Source organism: Pseudarthrobacter sp. 01T43 (assembly GCF_056398665.1).
The window spans coordinates 294,459-311,290 of the sequence record NZ_JBFTPV010000002.1; the positions used below are offsets into that span (position 1 = coordinate 294,459).

Annotated in this window: 15 protein-coding genes; 11 read left to right on the plus strand and 4 right to left on the minus strand. The window is 63.2% G+C overall.

Annotation, left to right across the window (positions count from 1 at the left end; genetic code table 11):
- The first annotated feature begins 54 nt into the window (after window positions 1-54).
- Complete coding sequence (locus tag AC1DIM_RS02980; RefSeq protein WP_477709000.1) at window positions 55-1,620, plus strand: LCP family protein; 1,566 nt, start codon at window positions 55-57, stop codon at window positions 1,618-1,620.
- A gap of 76 nt (window positions 1,621-1,696) precedes the next feature.
- On the opposite strand, the gene AC1DIM_RS02985 is transcribed toward AC1DIM_RS02980, so the two are convergent.
- Entirely contained in the window at window positions 1,697-3,649 is a 1,953-nt protein-coding gene (locus tag AC1DIM_RS02985) for a M13 family metallopeptidase (RefSeq protein WP_477709001.1), read from the minus strand.
- A gap of 254 nt (window positions 3,650-3,903) precedes the next feature.
- On the opposite strand from AC1DIM_RS02985, the gene leuA reads away from it, so the two are divergent.
- From leuA to AC1DIM_RS03000, 3 genes are all read left to right on the plus strand, one after another.
- Complete coding sequence (leuA, locus tag AC1DIM_RS02990; protein WP_477709002.1) at window positions 3,904-5,646, plus strand: 2-isopropylmalate synthase; 1,743 nt, start codon at window positions 3,904-3,906, stop codon at window positions 5,644-5,646.
- Window positions 5,647-5,729: 83 nt separating this feature from the next.
- Window positions 5,730-6,482 (plus strand): DNA repair protein RecO, encoded by a 753-nt coding sequence (recO, locus tag AC1DIM_RS02995; RefSeq protein WP_477709003.1) that lies wholly within the window; start codon window positions 5,730-5,732, stop codon window positions 6,480-6,482.
- Window positions 6,483-6,484: 2 nt separating this feature from the next.
- Entirely contained in the window at window positions 6,485-7,315 is an 831-nt protein-coding gene (locus tag AC1DIM_RS03000; protein WP_477709004.1) for an isoprenyl transferase, read from the plus strand.
- Here the strand turns inward: AC1DIM_RS03000 and AC1DIM_RS03005 are convergent.
- Window positions 7,270-8,307 (minus strand): alpha/beta hydrolase, encoded by a 1,038-nt coding sequence (locus AC1DIM_RS03005; protein ID WP_477709005.1) that lies wholly within the window; start codon window positions 8,305-8,307, stop codon window positions 7,270-7,272. The genes AC1DIM_RS03000 and AC1DIM_RS03005 overlap by 46 nt on opposite strands.
- A gap of 75 nt (window positions 8,308-8,382) precedes the next feature.
- Between AC1DIM_RS03005 and AC1DIM_RS03010 the strand changes: the two genes are divergently transcribed.
- Window positions 8,383-9,453, plus strand: a complete 1,071-nt coding sequence (locus tag AC1DIM_RS03010) for a quinone-dependent dihydroorotate dehydrogenase (protein ID WP_477709006.1) — start codon at window positions 8,383-8,385, stop codon at window positions 9,451-9,453.
- A gap of 83 nt (window positions 9,454-9,536) precedes the next feature.
- On the opposite strand, the gene AC1DIM_RS03015 is transcribed toward AC1DIM_RS03010, so the two are convergent.
- The gene (locus AC1DIM_RS03015; RefSeq protein WP_477709007.1) at window positions 9,537-10,139 is read right to left on the minus strand and encodes a DUF3043 domain-containing protein; all 603 of its coding nucleotides are present in this window, start codon (window positions 10,137-10,139) and stop codon (window positions 9,537-9,539) included.
- 53 nt (window positions 10,140-10,192) lie between these two features.
- Between AC1DIM_RS03015 and AC1DIM_RS03020 the strand changes: the two genes are divergently transcribed.
- The 5 genes from AC1DIM_RS03020 (at window position 10,193) to AC1DIM_RS03040 (ending at window position 15,419) form a co-directional block, all read left to right on the plus strand.
- Window positions 10,193-11,653: a M20/M25/M40 family metallo-hydrolase gene (locus AC1DIM_RS03020; RefSeq protein ID WP_477709008.1), complete on the plus strand. Its 1,461-nt coding sequence runs from the start codon at window positions 10,193-10,195 to the stop codon at window positions 11,651-11,653.
- 182 nt (window positions 11,654-11,835) lie between these two features.
- A complete protein-coding gene (locus AC1DIM_RS03025; protein WP_477709009.1) occupies window positions 11,836-12,225 on the plus strand; it encodes a HesB/IscA family protein in 390 nt (129 codons plus the stop codon).
- A 186-nt stretch (window positions 12,226-12,411) separates the two neighbouring features.
- Entirely contained in the window at window positions 12,412-13,284 is an 873-nt protein-coding gene (gene ctaC / locus AC1DIM_RS03030; RefSeq protein WP_477709010.1) for an aa3-type cytochrome oxidase subunit II, read from the plus strand.
- 9 nt (window positions 13,285-13,293) lie between these two features.
- Window positions 13,294-15,021, plus strand: coding sequence for an aa3-type cytochrome oxidase subunit I (gene ctaD / locus AC1DIM_RS03035; RefSeq protein ID WP_477709011.1), 1,728 nt, complete (start codon window positions 13,294-13,296; stop codon window positions 15,019-15,021).
- Window positions 15,018-15,419 carry a cytochrome c oxidase subunit 4 gene (locus AC1DIM_RS03040; protein ID WP_477709012.1) on the plus strand — a complete coding sequence of 134 codons (402 nt, stop codon included), beginning with the start codon at window positions 15,018-15,020 and terminating at the stop codon, window positions 15,417-15,419. The genes ctaD and AC1DIM_RS03040 overlap by 4 nt, the downstream gene beginning before the upstream one ends.
- 130 nt (window positions 15,420-15,549) lie before the next feature.
- Here AC1DIM_RS03040 and AC1DIM_RS03045 read toward each other — a convergent pair whose 3' ends face one another.
- A complete protein-coding gene (locus AC1DIM_RS03045) occupies window positions 15,550-15,864 on the minus strand; it encodes an HPr family phosphocarrier protein (RefSeq protein WP_477709013.1) in 315 nt (104 codons plus the stop codon).
- A 170-nt stretch (window positions 15,865-16,034) separates the two neighbouring features.
- Here AC1DIM_RS03045 and AC1DIM_RS03050 point away from each other — a divergent pair, with 170 nt between their 5' ends.
- Window positions 16,035-16,826: a GntR family transcriptional regulator gene (locus AC1DIM_RS03050; RefSeq protein ID WP_477709014.1), complete on the plus strand. Its 792-nt coding sequence runs from the start codon at window positions 16,035-16,037 to the stop codon at window positions 16,824-16,826.
- Window positions 16,827-16,832: the final 6 nt, after the last annotated feature.

Here is a 16,832-nt window from a genome sequence, read left to right on the forward strand (position 1 = left end):
CAGAAATGGCGACTAAAATGGGTCGGATTGAAATTTTCGAGGAAGGTACACCACATGGGGCTAAGCCGCGACAATCGCGAGTACGGAGCTGATGCGTCAGCCGGAGCCGGTCCGGTTTCGCGGCACTCGGCCGCCAGCGCCGTCGGCGTAGCTCGGCACTTCGGGGGACAGCGCCGCATGCCTGTGTGGCTGAAGGTGACCACAGCGGTACTGACACTTGCGCTGCTCGGCGGCCTCGGCTTCGCCGGATACTGGTACTTCCGCCTCCAATCAAACATCACCACCGCGCCGCTAAGTGCCGGGGACGGTACCAACGTCGGAAACGACTCAACGGGCAGGATCCAGATCCTGATCCTGGGCTCGGATACCAGGGACGGCAAGAACGCCGAGTACGGCTCAGTCGAGGACTCCAAGGGCTACGGCAAGTCCGACGTCATGATGCTGATGGACATTTCCGCCGATAACAAGCGCGTCAGCGTCATCAGCTTCCCGCGGGACCTGCTGGTGGACATTCCGAAGTGCACCGACCAGAAGACGCATATGTCTTTTCCCGCCCTCAGCGGCGTCATGATCAACGAGGCGATGTCGCAGGCCGGCATCGGCTGCGCCGTGGATACGGTCAATAAGCTGACGGGCCTGAAGGTGGACCACTTCATGATGGCCGATTTCAACGCTGTCAAGGAACTTTCAAACACCGTGGGTGGTGTGGATGTCTGCGTCAGCGACGCCATCTATGACCCGGATTCCCACCTCCGGCTCCCGGCGGGCACGTCTTCGGTGCAGGGGGAAATGGCACTCGCGTTCCTGCGTACCCGGCACGCCTTTGCCGACGGCGGCGACCTCGGCCGCATCAAGGCCCAGCAGGGCTTCCTGTCATCCCTCACCCGGAAAATCAAGGACGACGGCACCTTGTCCAACCCGGCGAAAATGCTGAACATTGCGGACACGGTCACCCAGAACCTCACCGTGGATGACGGTCTCGCCTCGGTCCCGTCACTCCTCAGCCTCGGGAACCGGCTTAAGGACATTGACATCAGCAAGGTAGCGTTTGTGGCAGTGCCCACAACCCCGGCGCTCTCAGACCCCAACCGCCTCCAGATTGCCGAACCGGCAGGCTCGCAGCTATTCAGTGCCCTTCAGAAGGACATTGATCTCACCAATCCCACGGCGCCTTCGGAACCCGCCACGCCGTCAGCGGCGCCGACAGAAACCGCGCCGCCCGTACCGTCGTACAACAAGGCCATCCAGCCCGTCACCGTGGCCAATGGCAGCGGCGTGCCGGGGCGGGCCCAGGAAATCGTGCAAGCGCTGGTAACTGGCGGCTTCACGCAGACCGGAAAGTTCACAGCCACGCCAGTGACGCAAAGCGCTGTGTACTTCGGGACGGGCTTTGACGATGTCGCCGCTGACGTGGCTGCCCTGCTGGGGATTCCAGCCGCGCAGGTGCAGTCCGCACCCGGCGTATCGGGCGTGCAGGCCTACCTGGGGACCGACTTTACGACCGGGGCCACCTACGGCGCCGGGGCTGGCCCCGTCGCCCTGCCCGAGGACATCGTCAGCCAGACCGCAGGCGACAGCCGTTGCCAGCAGGCAAATCCCTACCTGATCGTTCGGGGCTGACTCCAGCGAAGTGCAAAAGAGGGGCGGGGCCAACGGCCCCGCCCCTCTTTTGTCCGCTTCGACCAGCGGATTTGGACTACCAGATACTGACGCGTGCCTCCGGCGGCATCCACATGCCGTCCTCTTCGGTCACGCCGAAAGCCTCATGGAAGGCATCGAGGTTCTTGGCGATGGCATTGGTCCGGAATTCGTTGGGCGAGTGGGGGTCCGTGGCGAGCCTCCGGATGGCTTCCTCGGGACGGATCACCTGGCGCCAGCCCGCTGCCCAGGAGGCAAAGAAGCGCTGCTGTCCGGTCAGGCCGTCCAGTTCCTCCGGTTCCTTGCCGTCCAGGCTGAGGAGGTACGCCTTGTAGGCGATGGTCAGCCCGCCCAGGTCGCCGATATTTTCGCCCAGCGTGAGCTTGCCGTTGACGTTGTGCCCCGGCGCCGCGTAAGGGGACAGGGCATCGTACTGGGCTACCAGTTTGGCAGTCAGTTCCTCGAAGGCTTTGCGGTCGCCCTCGGACCACCAATTCCGCAGCGCACCGCCGCCGTCGAACTGTGAACCCTGGTCGTCAAAACCGTGGCCGATCTCGTGGCCGATGACCGCCCCGATTCCGCCGTAGTTCACGGCGTCGTCGGCGTCGGCCGTGAAGAACGGCGGCTGCAGGATGGCTGCTGGGAAGACGATTTCATTCAGCATCGGGTGGTAGTAGGCGTTCACCGTTTGCGGGGTCATGAGCCATTTGTCGTGGTCCACGGGCTTGCCCACCTCATCGAGGTGGCGGTCGACGTCGGCGTTATGGGCCCGCTCCACGTTGCCGAGGAGGTCGGCCGGATCGATTTCCACTGCTGAGTAATCGATCCACTTGTCCGGGTAGCCGATCTTGGCCCGGAAGGCTTCCAACTTCCGGAGCGCCTCCGCCTTGGTTTCCTCGCCCATCCAGTCCAGTCCGGTGATGCTCTGCCGGTACGCCTCGATCAGGTTGGCCACGAGGGTCTGCATGCGCGCCTTGTGCGACTCGGGGAAATGCTTGGACACGTAGATCTGTCCGACGGCTTCGCCAAGTGCAGCCTCGACGACGGCGACTGCACGCTTCCAGCGGTCCTTGTTGCGCGGCGTGCCACTGATGGTTGTTCCGTAGAAAGCGAAGTTGGCATCCACGAACTCGGCGGACAGATACGGTGCGGCCGCGTTGATGACCCGCAACGCCAGCCATTCCTGCCACACCGGCAACGGCTCGGATTCCAGCAGGGCCGCGGCCCCGCTAAAAAAGTCCGGCGTGCTGACCACAATTTCGTCCCGTTTGCCCGCTGCAATCCCCGCAGCTTCGAACCACGTCCCCAGGAGCGGGAACAGCGCGGCGGCCTCATCGGACGATTTCAGGTTGTATGTCTTCTGCGGGTCCCGCAGCGTGACGTTGTCCCAGTGGTGGGAAGCCAGGCTGGTTTCGAGGGCAACCACGCGGCCGGCCGCTGACTCGGCCTCTTCCACTCCGGCCAGGCTGAACATGCTCTGGACATACTCCTGGTAGGCCGAGACCATGGGAGCGAACTTTTCTTCCCTGTAGTACGACTCATCGGGCAAGCCCAGGCCACCTTGGCCGGTGTAAAGCAGTACGCGGTCCGGATTGCCGGCGTCCGGTGCCGGGTAGATGTAGAAAAGCCCCGATACGTCGGAGCGGAAGAGCCTCCCGGCCAGCGCCACAAGATCGGACACCGTGGTGGTGGCGAACACCTCGGCGAGCCGTCCGCGGATGGGATCCATGCCCTTGGCCTCCGCCGTGGCCTCGTCCATGAAGCTGTTGTACAGCTCGCCGACTTTCCGCTCTATCCCGGTGGTGGCTTCGCCTTGGGAGGCTGCTTCCTCGATAATGTCCCGGACCGCGATTTCCGCTCCGTCGCGCAACGCAGTGAATGTTCCCTCGAGCGGCCGGTCATCCGGAATTTCGGTGGCCTTGAGCCAGGACCCGTTCACGTGCTGGTACAAGTCATCCTGCGGCCTGACGCTGTGGTCAATGTTGGACAGATCGATCCCGGAGATGGGCACAGAAGCTCCTTCGTGTGACGTGCCGCGGCGGCGCTGACACCGGCGCGGCGTCTGCATGGTGGACGTTGCTGGAGGTGGTGCTCCTTCATCTTACGCACCCGTGTTACTCTCAAATGGTGCGCGCAGAACTGCTTCTCCTTAGTTGCCGCGGCGAGGCCTCAGACGCGATCTAGCGCAAGGCCCACCCTCGCTGCGGAGTTTGTGTTGCCCGGCCACCCTTTCACATTTGAACCACAGAAAAGGCCCCGATAGTAATGCGAAACGCACAGAAGTCCTCTGGAATGCCCGCCCACCGCTACCTGCCGTTCCAGGACCAGATCACCGTTGAAATGCCTGACCGCACCTGGCCGGACAAGGTCATCACGAAAGCCCCGCGCTGGTGCGCCGTTGACTTGCGTGACGGGAACCAGGCGCTGATTGATCCGATGAGCCCGGCCCGCAAGATGAAGATGTTCGACCTGCTGGTCCGCATGGGCTACAAGGAGATCGAGGTGGGCTTCCCGTCTGCCTCCCAGACCGACTTCGACTTCGTCCGCCAGCTCATCGAGGGCAACCACATCCCGGACGACGTCACCATCCAGGTGCTCACCCAGGCACGCGAGCAGCTGATCGAGCGGACCTACGAATCGCTGGTGGGCGCCAAGCAGGCCATCGTCCACCTGTACAACTCCACGTCCGTCCTGCAGCGCCGCGTGGTATTCAACCAGGACGAGGACGGGATCCTGGACATTGCACTGCAGGGCGCCCGGCTGTGCAAGAAGTACGAGGAAACCCTCGTCGACACGCACATCACGTATGAATACTCACCGGAGTCGTTCACCGGCACCGAACTGGAATACGCCGTCAGGGTCTGCAACGCCATTGCTGATGTGTTTGAAGCTTCCGCGGACCGCCAGGTCATCATCAACCTGCCCGCCACGGTGGAAATGGCCACCCCGAACGTCTACGCCGATTCCATCGAGTGGATGAACCGCAACCTGCACCCCCGCGAAGGCATCATCCTGTCGCTGCACCCCCACAACGACCGCGGCACCGGTGTTGCCGCAGCCGAACTGGGTTACCTGGCCGGCGCAGACCGGATCGAGGGATGCCTGTTCGGCAACGGTGAGCGGACCGGCAACGTGGACCTCGTCACGCTGGGCCTGAACATGTTCGTCCAGGGCATCGATCCCATGATTGATTTCTCCAACATCGACGAGATCCGACGCACCGTGGAGTACTGCAACCAGCTTCCGGTCGCCGAGCGTGCCCCCTATGGCGGGGACCTTGTCTTCACAGCTTTTTCCGGCTCGCACCAGGACGCCATCAAGAAGGGCTTCGAGGCCCTGGAGCGGGACGCGGCCGCCGCCGGCAAGGCCGTCGAGGACTTCACCTGGGCCGTCCCGTACCTGCCCATTGACCCGAAGGACCTGGGCCGCAGTTACGAAGCCGTCATCCGCGTGAACTCGCAGTCCGGCAAGGGAGGCGTGGCCTACCTGCTCAAGAACGAGCACAGCCTGGACCTGCCGCGACGCGCCCAGATCGAATTCTCCGGCGTGATTCAGAAGCGCACGGACACCGTGGGCGGTGAGGTCACGGGCTCCCAGCTCTGGCAGATATTCCAGGACGAGTACCTGCCCTCCAGCCACGCGGACGGCCAGTGGGGACGTTACTCCCTGGGGTCTTTCAGCACGGAAACTGATGACGACGGCGGCCTGACCACCCTGCATGCGTCCCTCACCGTCGATGGTGTCCAGGCCCGACGCACCGGGACCGGGAACGGACCCATCGCCGCTCTGCTGAGCATCCTCCACGACGACGGCGTGGACGTCCGGGTTCTGGACTACAGCGAACACGCACTCTCCGAAGGCGGAAACGCCACTGCTGCGGCCTACGTTGAGTGCGCAGTGGGGGAGCGGGTCCTGTGGGGCATCGGCATGGACGCCAACACCAGCACGTCCTCGCTGAAAGCAGTGATTTCCGCTGTCAACCGTGCCATCCGGGATTCCCGCGCCTGATCTGGAATGGCGTTGCGCGCCGAAGTCCGGCGCGCAACGCACCGGCATTGCCGGCTTTCCCGAACACAGTGCGAAGATTAACCGTGGTCCAACAATCCTTTGCTGCGCGCTCCTACCGCGATGACGCCGTGGTGCTGCGAACCCACAAGCTGGGCGAAGCTGACCGCATCATCACCCTCCTGACAAAGCACCACGGCCAGATCCGGGCAGTCGCCAAGGGCGTCCGGCGGACCAGCAGCAAGTTCGGCGCGCGGCTGGAGCCCTTCATGGTCGCGGACCTCCAGCTGGTCTCGGGAAAAACGCTGGACATCGTCAGCCAGGCTGTAGCCAAAGGCACCTACGGCGGCAACATCGCCGCGGACTACGGACGGTACACCGTTGCTGCGGCCATGACGGAAACGGCCGAGAAACTTACTGACGTCGATGGCGAAGCGGGCACCGCACAGTACAACCTGCTGGTGGGGGCACTGGCATCCCTCAGCCGCGGGGAGCACGCGCCGGCGCTGATCCTGGATTCGTACCTGTTACGGGCCCTCGCAACTGGGGGATGGGCGCCGAGCTTTACGGACTGCGCCCGCTGCAGCGCGCCGGGCCCGCACACGGCTTTCTCTGCTCCCCTCGGCGGTATGGTCTGCGCTGACTGCCGGCCGCCCGGGTCGCCTGCGCCGGCGGCGGAAACCGTCATGCTGTTGGGCGCACTCCTGACAGGGGACTGGACGACGGCGGACGGTTCGGAAGTGCCACACCGCCGCGAAGCAGCCGGGTTGGTGGCCGCATACCTGCAATGGCACCTTGAGCGTGTCCTGAAATCCCTCAAACATGTGGAGCGTGGCTGACAGTGGCGTTGGGAAAAAAGAAGATCCACTCGCGGACACGGACGGCCCCTGTGGTGGCACCATATCCGCATCCGTCCGGTGCGGTTGCACCGGCGATCCCGGCCGAATTCATCCCGCGCCATGTGGCCATCGTGATGGACGGTAACGGCCGCTGGGCCAACCAGCGTGGTCTGCCCCGGATCGAGGGTCACAAAGCCGGCGAACCCGCCCTGCTCGATGTGATGGCCGGCGCCATCGAGCTCGGCATCGAGTATGTGAGTGTTTATGCTTTCTCCACGGAGAACTGGCGCCGCTCGCCGGAAGAAGTCCGCTTCCTTATGGGTTTTAACAAAGATGTGCTTCGCAGGCAACGGAACCAGCTGGACGACTGGGGTGTCCGTGTCCGATGGTCCGGACGGCGGCCCAAACTGTGGGGATCGGTCATCCGCGAGCTGGAGGAAGCTGAGGAGTTCACCGCCGGAAACAGCACCTGCACGTTGACCATGTGTGTTAATTACGGCGGCCGGGCCGAGATCACGGATGCAGTCTCCGCCATCGCCGTCGAAGTTGCGGCGGGCCGGCTTAAGCCGGGGTCAATCTCGGAGAAGACCATCCAGAAGTTCCTGGACGAGCCGGACCTGCCCGATGTTGACCTGTTCCTGCGCAGTTCGGGGGAGCAGCGGCTCTCGAACTTCCTCCTTTGGCAGTCGGCGTACGCTGAGTTCGTCTTTATGGACACCCTGTGGCCGGATGTGGACCGCCGGACGCTTTGGGAGGCTGTGGAAATCTACGCCCGGCGCGACCGGCGTTACGGTGGCGCAGTGGACGCAGCACCGGGCTCAGCGGCACCGTAGCCGCGCAGCCACCGGGACAGCCGGGCATATGCGTCCGCCCGCACGTCAGCCGGTGACAGGAAAACGTCATGGAGCGCACCTTCAATGCGTTCCACCGTGACGGTGCGCCCCAGCGTGAGCGCCCGGAGAGCGATGATGTTCACGTCCAGCACTGCGTCCGTCCGCCGCATTTCCTCGGTCCAGAACGGGCCGTTGGCGCTGCCCTGCGAGAGAAGCACCAAGATCGGGATATCGATGCCCAGCCCCCGGGCCACCTGGGCATGGCCGGACAGGACGGCGCTCAGCCAGCCGGCACGGAGGGGAAAGGCCATGGGCGGCCGGAACCTGTCGTCAAGGGCCCACTCACCATCAGCTGAACTGCTGATGGTCCGCCAATAGAATCCCCGTTCGGGCAGCCGCAGGATCGCTTCGGGCCGGAAGTGCGCCACCGGTCTGACCATCGTGGCGGCTGCCCGGCGTACCAGTGAGCTGCCGTGTATCTCCAGCCACGGGCTGTTCAGTATCAGGTGCGAGACTGTTCCGGGGTGCCGGCTGACCCACAAGGCAGCCACGAGGCCGCCGGTAGAATGACCCATGAGCGTCAGCTCCAACTGATCCGGGCCGCTTGAATCGGCCCGGATCATGGTCATGGCATGGCCGATTTCTGCGTCGTAGTCTGCCAGGTCTGCGACGTAGCCGCCCGGCGCCTCTGGGCGCAAACTACGGCCGTGGTTGTGCATGTCCAGCGCGTAGAACTCATATCCGTTGCGCGTCCAGAAGCGCGCAAGGTCAACGTTGAAGAAATAGTCGCTCCAGCCGTGCAGGAACAGCACCGCCCGTCGTGGGCCCTGCCGTCCGCCGGGGTGCTGATTGGCTCGCAGACGCGTGCCGTGCTCGCCCATCCCGGGGCGAAACCGAACCAGCGTCGCGATCCGCCGGACGCCGTCGGCCCCCGATGCTTCAAACGTGCAGGCTTCGAAGCCCGCACCGAGGATGTCAGGCTGCCATTCCATGGCTTTATGGTAGCCGGGCTACCGTCTGTAACGGCCCGGTTTGGTCTGGACCGTCCAAGGCGGAAAACTAGAGCCATGCGCGTATATCCGACTTTCTTTAAGCTGGCCTTTTCATGGATGGACGCCGAACGCGCCCACAAGATCGGATTCAAAGGGATTAAGCTTGCCCACACCTCCGGCGCAGGGCGGCTGCTTCAGCGGTTTACGGCACCTGCGCCGTCCCTGCAGACCACTGCCTTTGGCGTCACCTTCCCGTCACCGTTCGGCCTCGCAGCCGGTTTCGACAAGGAAGGGCTGGGCATCGAGGCCCTCACGGAACTTGGCTTCGGCCATGTCGAGGTTGGCACCATTACCGGCCAGGCGCAGCCCGGCAATGAAAAACCGCGTCTTTTCCGCCTGGTTGAAGACCGTGCGGTGATCAACAGGATGGGTTTCAACAACGACGGCGCGGCCGCCGTCGAGCCCCGCCTCAAAGCTGCACGGGCAGCTCTCCAGCGTAAGCACCCCAACATTCGCCCGGTGATCGGGGTGAATATCGGCAAAAGCAAGGTGGTCGAGCTCAACGACGCCGCCGCGGACTATCTGATCAGCGCCCGGAACCTTGCGCCGGCTGCCGATTACCTGGTGGTCAATGTGAGCTCGCCCAATACCCCCGGACTCCGTCTCCTCCAGGATGTCCAGACCCTTCGTCCGCTGCTGGCAGCGGTGGGGGAGGAGGCGGACAAAGCTGCTGGCCGCCACGTCCCGCTTCTGGTGAAGATTGCCCCTGACCTGAGTGACGAGGACATCGACGACGTTGCGCGGCTCGCACTGGACCTGAAGTTGGACGGAATTATTGCCACCAACACCACGATCGGGCGCTCTGGCCTTAAGTCATCGGCAGCAAAAGTCGACGAATGCGGTGCCGGGGGCTTGTCCGGGGCACCGCTGAAGCAGCGGTCCCTTGAGGTCCTCCGCCGGCTTAAGGAAGCGACTGGTGGCGCGATTACCCTCGTCGCCGTGGGCGGGGTCGAAACGGCGCAGGATGTCCAGGAGCGGCTGGATGCAGGTGCAAGCCTGGTCCAGGGCTACACGGCGTTCCTCTATGAAGGTCCTTTCTGGGCGGCACGGATTAACCGTGAACTGGCCAAAAGCCGCCGGTCCTGAGGCTGGACGGCAGAAAAAAATCCCCGGCGGTCCGTCCGCCGGGGATTTTTCATTACGAGGAGCTGCCAGGTCAGGCTCGCCTATCAGGAGGGGTACTGACCGCGCTTGACGAGAGGCTTCGGCAGCCGCAGTTTGCGGAACTGCATCGAACGCATTGAGCCATACCAGACGGTTCCGCGCTCAACTTCACCGAACTTTGCCGTCAGCTTCTTGCGGAGCTGGCGGGACAGAATGAACACATCGACAAAAACGGCCAGGAACATCACCCAGAAGCCGCCCAGGACATAAACCATCTGCTCGCTGGACGCCGGCACAATCAGGGAGATAATCACGAACACCAGGGCGCCGAACATCAGGTATTCGCCGAGGCTGAAGCGGGCATCAACGTAGTCGCGGGCATAACGCTTCTGCGGACCCTTATCGCGCACCGGCAGGAATTTCTCGTCCCCGGTGTCCAAGGCCCGGCGCATTTTGACCCGCTGATCCTGGACAGCCTGGCGCTCAGCAGCCTTGGACGCCTTCCGGTCCTCCGGCACCAGGGGCCTCTTTCGTGCCGCCTCCTGAGCCTTGCGTTTGGGAGTGGGCGCACCCTTGCCCAACGCGGCATCCTGGCGGGCGGCCACTTCAGCGGCCTGCTGGTCTATTGATTCCTGCGCCGTAGGCGCTTCCTTTTTACGTCCGAACACTTGAACAGAATACCTTGCGGCCTCATGGGTTCTGCGCGGGTATTGTGATCGCCATGACACCCAATTCAGCGCCAACGCCCCACGACGCCAGAACTCCCGACGCCGGCACCACCGGTACGGGCCCCTCCGGCCGGACCGTCGATGGGGCCGGGCTGCGGCAGGCCGTAGCCGCTTCCTTCGAGATCACCCTGAGCCGACTCAAAGATCTTGTCGCCATACCGGGCATTGCGTGGCCAAGTTTCGATCCGGCACCCTTGGATGCCAGCGCCGCTGCCGTGGCTGACCTGCTCCGCGCAGCGGGGCTCGAGGAAGTCCAGATTCTGCGCAGCCACAAAGAAGACGGCACCCCGGGCGGGCCCGCCGTCGTCGCACGGCGACCGGCCGCGGCAGGGAAGCCGACCATCCTGCTCTACGCCCACCATGACGTACAACCGCCCGGGGATCCTGCGCTCTGGGAGTCCGAGCCGTTTGCCGCCGTCGAACGCAACGGAAGACTGTACGGGCGCGGTGCCGCTGACGACAAGGCCGGGATCATGGCCCATGTGGCGGCCTACACCGCGGCGTGCGAGATTCTGGGCAGCGAGTTCGGTCTCGGCGTCACGTTCTTTTTCGAAGGTGAAGAGGAAGCCGGCTCGCCCACGTTCCGCACGTTCCTGGAAACGCACCGGGAACTGCTGCGGGCAGACGTGATTGTTGTTGCAGACTCCAGCAACTGGAAGGTGGGTGTGCCTGCCTTGACCACCAGCCTGCGCGGACTCGTGGACGGCACCATTGAAGTCCAGGTGCTTGATCATGCTGTCCACTCGGGAATGTTCGGCGGCCCCGTGCTGGATGCGCCCACCCTGCTCGCCCGGCTGATCGCCACCCTCCACGACGCCGAGGGCAACGTGGCCATCGATGGCCTGGTGTCCTATGACAACACCGGTGTGGACCTCACGGAAGCGGAGTACCGCACTGATTCGTCCGTGCTCGACGGCGTCCGGCTGGCTGGCACGGGAAGCATCGCTGCGCGTCTGTGGACCAAGCCCGCCTTATCCATTATTGGGTTCGACGCCCCGGCGGTTGACGTGGCCTCCAATACCCTGCTGCCGCGGGCCCGCGCAAAGTTCAGCCTCCGGTTGGCTCCTGGCCAGGATCCCCACGAGGCTATGGACGCCGTACAGAGGCACGTCGAAGCTAACGCACCCTTTGGTGCGAAGGTGGTGTTCACGCCGGGCGAGAGCGGCAACTCGTTCCGAGCCGACACGTCGTCGGCGGCGGCGAAGTCCGCCATGTGGGCGCTGGGGGAGGCCTGGGGCGTCCCTGCGGTGGAAATGGGCATCGGCGGGTCCATCCCGTTCATTTCCGACCTGGTGGATCTGTACCCCGATGTTCAGATCCTGGTGACGGGGGTGGAAGACCCGGACTCACGCGCGCACAGCGCCAACGAGTCGCTGCACATCGGTGACTTCAAAAACGCGGTCGTTGCCGAAGCGTTGCTTCTGGCGCGGCTCAATGCCGAAGGGCGCGCGTGAACAGCCCCCGTTGACGTTGCGGACCCGTACCCGTCGGGAACAAATGACCGGCTGCCAACGGTTACGTCTGGAGTTAGAGCTACACGTCTGACCGAAGTAGCATGTAGCTATAGCCCATACCGTATCTGTAGGGGCAGGCGCCGCTGACGCGGAGCCGCCAGGACCGTCCAAAGGTAGGCCAAATGAGCACCGCAACCAACGAGAACACCACTGAAACCGCAGGCGCTGCCAGCGATGAACTGGCCGCGCACGAGGTCAAACTGACCGACGTCGCTGCAGGGAAGGTTCGCAGCCTGCTGGAGCAGGAAGGCCGCACGGACCTCCGCCTCCGTGTTGCCGTCCAGCCCGGAGGCTGCTCGGGCCTGATCTACCAGCTCTACTTCGACGAGCGTCTGCTCGACGGCGATGCCGTCCGCGACTACGACGGCGTTGAAGTTGTGGTGGACAAGATGAGCGTGCCCTACCTCAGCGGTGCGAGCATCGACTTCGAAGACACCATCTCCAAGCAGGGTTTCACCATTGACAACCCCAATGCCGGAGGCTCCTGCGCATGTGGTGATTCATTCCACTGACCCGGTCCTTTCGCCCGATGTCGGCGCCTGCTTTCTGTCCGCCAAAAACGGCACGAAGGCACGGCGCCGACATGTGGGCGAAAAGCCCGGCGGAGCGGTAAGCTCTACACCGAGTAGTAAAACTTTTAGTGTGCCCGGAAGGCCTTGGAGCCGCCGGGCAACAGCAACAAGTAGGAAGGGCCGTCTGTGAGTTCGCAGAACCGAACCGGCAGCCGACGCAAAACGATCACATCGATCTCAGGCTTGGCAGTTGCCGGCGCGTTGGTTTTGACTGGATGTTCGCCAGAGGTATCGAGGGGGTGGCTGCCCACCGAGCGTGGCACCACCAATCACACTGACCGGATCATGGACCTCTGGGTCAACTCATGGATTGCCGCCCTTGTTGTGGGCATCATTACGTGGGGTTTGATCGTCTGGTGCCTTGTCGCCTACCGCCGCCGCAAGGGAACCGTAGGGTTCCCGAAGCAGATCAGCTTTAACCTCCCGCTTGAGGTGTTTTACCTAACCATTCCGATCTTTATGGTCCTGGTGTTCTTCTATTTCACCGACCGCGACCAGCAGGCCATTGATGACCGTTCACAGCCGGCAGACGTCGTTGTCGACGTCCGTAGCAAGCAGTGGGCATGGGACTTCAACTACAAGTCCGGCAATGTCATCCAGGAAGACGTCTACGAACCAGGCGTTCAGGCGCACCTTACGGGTAACGCCATCGACAAGGAAGCTCTTCCGACGCTCTACTTGCCGGTTAACAAGTCAGTTGACCTGGAACTCAACGCACGCGACGTCATCCACTCTTTCTGGGTTCCCGCCTTCCTCCAGAAGCGCGACATGATCCCGGGTAAGACCAACTACATCCGGTTCACTCCCACTAAAGAGGGAACCTACGACGGCAAATGCGCAGAACTCTGCGGCGAGTACCATTCCGAAATGCTGTTCCGCGTCAAGGTTGTCTCCGAAACTGAATTCCAGGCTCACATGGACAAGCTGAAGGCCGCAGGAAACACGGGCCTCCTCGGCGCTGAGTATGACCGCAACCCGAACCTGAACGAAACGAAGTAGGGGAGCGACGTGGCTACTTACACCCAATCCGCACCTGTGGGGACCCTTGAGGCTCCCGTAGTTCCGAAATCCAAGGGACGCATCGTCGTCAACTGGATCACCTCCACGGACCACAAGACCATCGGGTACATGTACCTGATCGCGTCGTTTGTGTTCTTCTGCCTGGGCGGCGTGATGGCGCTGCTGATCCGGGCTGAGCTGTTCGAACCGGGCATGCAGATCCTGCAGACCAAAGAGCAGTACAACCAGTTGTTCACCATGCACGGCACTGTCATGCTGCTGATGTTTGCAACGCCGCTGTTCGCCGGTTTCACGAACGTGATCATGCCGCTGCAGATCGGCGCGCCGGACGTTGCGTTCCCACGGTTGAATGCGCTGGCGTTCTGGTTCTTCCTCTTCGGCTCCACCATCGCCGTCTCGGGCTTCATCACCCCCCAGGGTGCTGCATCGTTTGGCTGGTTCGCCTACGCCCCGCTGTCGAACACCACCTTCAGCCCCGGCATCGGTGGTGACCTCTGGGTCTTCGGCCTGGCCCTGTCCGGCTTCGGAACCATCCTGGGTGCGGTCAACTTCATCACCACCATCATCTGCATGCGCGCCCCGGGCATGACCATGTGGCGGATGCCGATCTTCACCTGGAACGCGCTGATCACGTCCATCCTGGTCCTGATGGCGTTCCCGCCGCTGGCGGCGGCTTTGTTCGCGCTGGGCGCGGACCGCAGGTTTGGTGCGCACATCTTTGACCCGGAGAACGGCGGTGCGGTCCTCTGGCAGCACCTGTTCTGGTTCTTCGGCCACCCCGAGGTCTACATCATCGCGCTGCCGTTCTTCGGCATCGTGTCGGAGATCTTCCCGGTCTTCAGCCGCAAGCCGATCTTCGGCTACAAGGGCCTGGTCTACGCAACGATCGCGATTGCCGCCCTGTCCGTGACCGTGTGGGCGCACCACATGTACGTCACCGGTTCGGTGCTGCTGCCGTTCTTCGCCTTCATGACCATGCTGATCGCAGTGCCTACCGGCGTGAAGTTCTTCAACTGGATCGGCACCATGTGGCGTGGGTCCCTGACCTTCGAAACCCCCATGCTGTGGAGCATCGGCTTCCTGGTCACATTCCTCTTCGGCGGCCTGACCGGCATCATCCTGGCCTCACCGCCGCTGGACTTCCACGTCTCGGACACCTACTTCGTGGTGGCGCACTTCCACTACGTGGTCTTCGGCACCGTGGTGTTCGCGATGTTCGCCGGCTTCTACTTCTGGTGGCCGAAGTGGACGGGCAAGATGCTCAACGAGCGCCTCGGCAAGATCCACTTCTGGCTGCTGTTCCTGGGCTTCCACGGCACGTTCCTCATCCAGCACTGGCTCGGTGTCATGGGCATGCCGCGCCGGTACGCCGACTACCTGGTGGAGGACAACTTCACCTGGATGAACCAGTTCTCCACCATCGCGTCGTTCGTCCTGGGTGCCTCGCTGATCCCGTTCTTCTGGAACGTCTACATCACCTGGCGCAGCAACGAAAAGGTTGAGGTGGATGACCCGTGGGGCTTCGGCGCCTCGCTGGAGTGGGCCACCTCGTGCCCGCCGCCGCGCCACAACTTCACGTCCCTGCCGCGCATCCGGTCGGAGCGTCCTGCCCTGGACCTGCACCACCCGGAGCTCTCCCAGGTACATACCGTCGAGTCGCCTGCTCCCGCAGCAGCTGTGCTCGGTAACGCCGACCAGAAGGATACAGCGCAGTGAAAATCGAGTCTTGGATCTTTGGAGCCGGCGTCTTCTTCTTCGTCCCGGTCGCATTGGTTTACGGGTTCCTGACGCACTGGATGGAGCCGGTTGGCCTGCTCGGCGTCCTGCTTATAGCGGGCCTGTCGGGAATGATCGGTGCGTATCTCGGCTTTACCGGCCGCCGTGTGGGTATGCGTCCCGAGGATCGCAGCGACGCTGAGATTCACGAGGGTGCCGGCGAACAGGGACACTTTAGCCCTTGGAGCTGGTGGCCGCTGGTATTGGGTCTCGCATGCGCTGGCGGCTTCCTCGGCCTGGCAGTCGGCTGGTGGGTCATGTTCATCGCTGCTGGCCTTGCCGTGGTCGCGCTGGTCGGCTGGGTCTTCGAATACAGCCGTGGGGACCACGCCCACTAGGAACTGACGGTCCGGTCTCCGGACTAAGTACACGACAAAGACGCTGGGCCCCACCTTCGGGTGGGGCCCAGCGTCTTTTGTTTTGCGGCGGGCCGTCGTTGCGGTGTCGCGCCTGTTGACACACGTGCCGTCAGACCACCCGGGGAGGGGCCTGGGCGGTCCCCTGCGCTTCAAGGAGCGCAACAAGCTTCTGGAGGGCGTTCTCGATTTCTTCGGGTGTGGTGGCGTCGTTGAGGGATTCTTCAGGGACCGAAAGCTCCACCTCACAGCCGAACGGGAAATCAGCGGTCATCACTTCGAGCAGCGATCTGGCATCGACGCCCTGGATTCCCGCTTTCCGAATGCTGACGGGAAGACCGGTGGCTGTCACGGCCCGGACGAATTCCGCCGCTGGACGGGCATGCAATCCGATGGCCGCCGAAACCACGGCCTTGTGAACTGGCAAAGCGTCTCCTCTGTCCTGACGGTCCCATCCGCCACCTGCTGAAATTTCCAATCCAATATAGCGTCCTCCCGTCACTCCCACTAAAGCGCGCGCCTTCTTGGGGCTGGTCTAGACCTCCAAGACGTTGGCTTAAGATTGGAGGGTGAAGAGCGAAGCACGAATGACACGCCGTGGCTGCTAAAGCCGAGGGCATCCGGGGCGAGATAGACCGCAGCAGCGGCGCAGCCATCTACATTCAGCTCCGGGAAATCCTGCGGGCTTACATCAGCGAATCCTGTCCGCCGGGATCTGCGTTGCCGTCGGAACGCGATCTTGCCTTGCGGTTCGGCCTCGCGCGAATGACGGTCCGGCAGGCAATTGACGCCCTCGTCGGTGAGGAAGTGATCGAGCGGGTAGTTGGACTCGGGACTTTCGTCCGCAAGCCAAAACTTGACCTGCAGGTCAAACTGACCTCCTATAGCGAGGAGATGCAGCGCCGCGGCATGGTCCCGGCGGCAAAGGTCCTCAGCTTCGAGCAGATCGGTGCCAGTGCCTTCCTCGCGCGGGAACTGCAGGTGGAGGAGGGGACGCCCCTGGTACGGTTCCGGCGGCTGTTGCTGGCCGACGGCGAGCCCATGAGTGTGGACGAGAACTTCATCCCCGCCCAGCGCGTCCCCGGGTTGCTCGACAGCGAGCCTCCCACTTCCCTGTACAACGTCCTGAGCGAACAGTTCGGCCTGGTCATGGAGTGGGGAGAGGACATGATTGAAGCGACGGCTGCGTCACCTTCCACGGCCCGCCTGCTCAACGTCGACGTCGGCACCCCACTGCTTAAAATCCAGCGGCACGCGTTTGTGGCGCGTGCCATGGTGGACTATTCGGTTTCCTACTACCGGGCGGACCGCTACAAACTCTGGGTTCCTCTCCAGCGGCCAGGGGCTCGTACCGCACGGAATCATTCTTCCGGTTACCGAAGCCACTAACGGTGG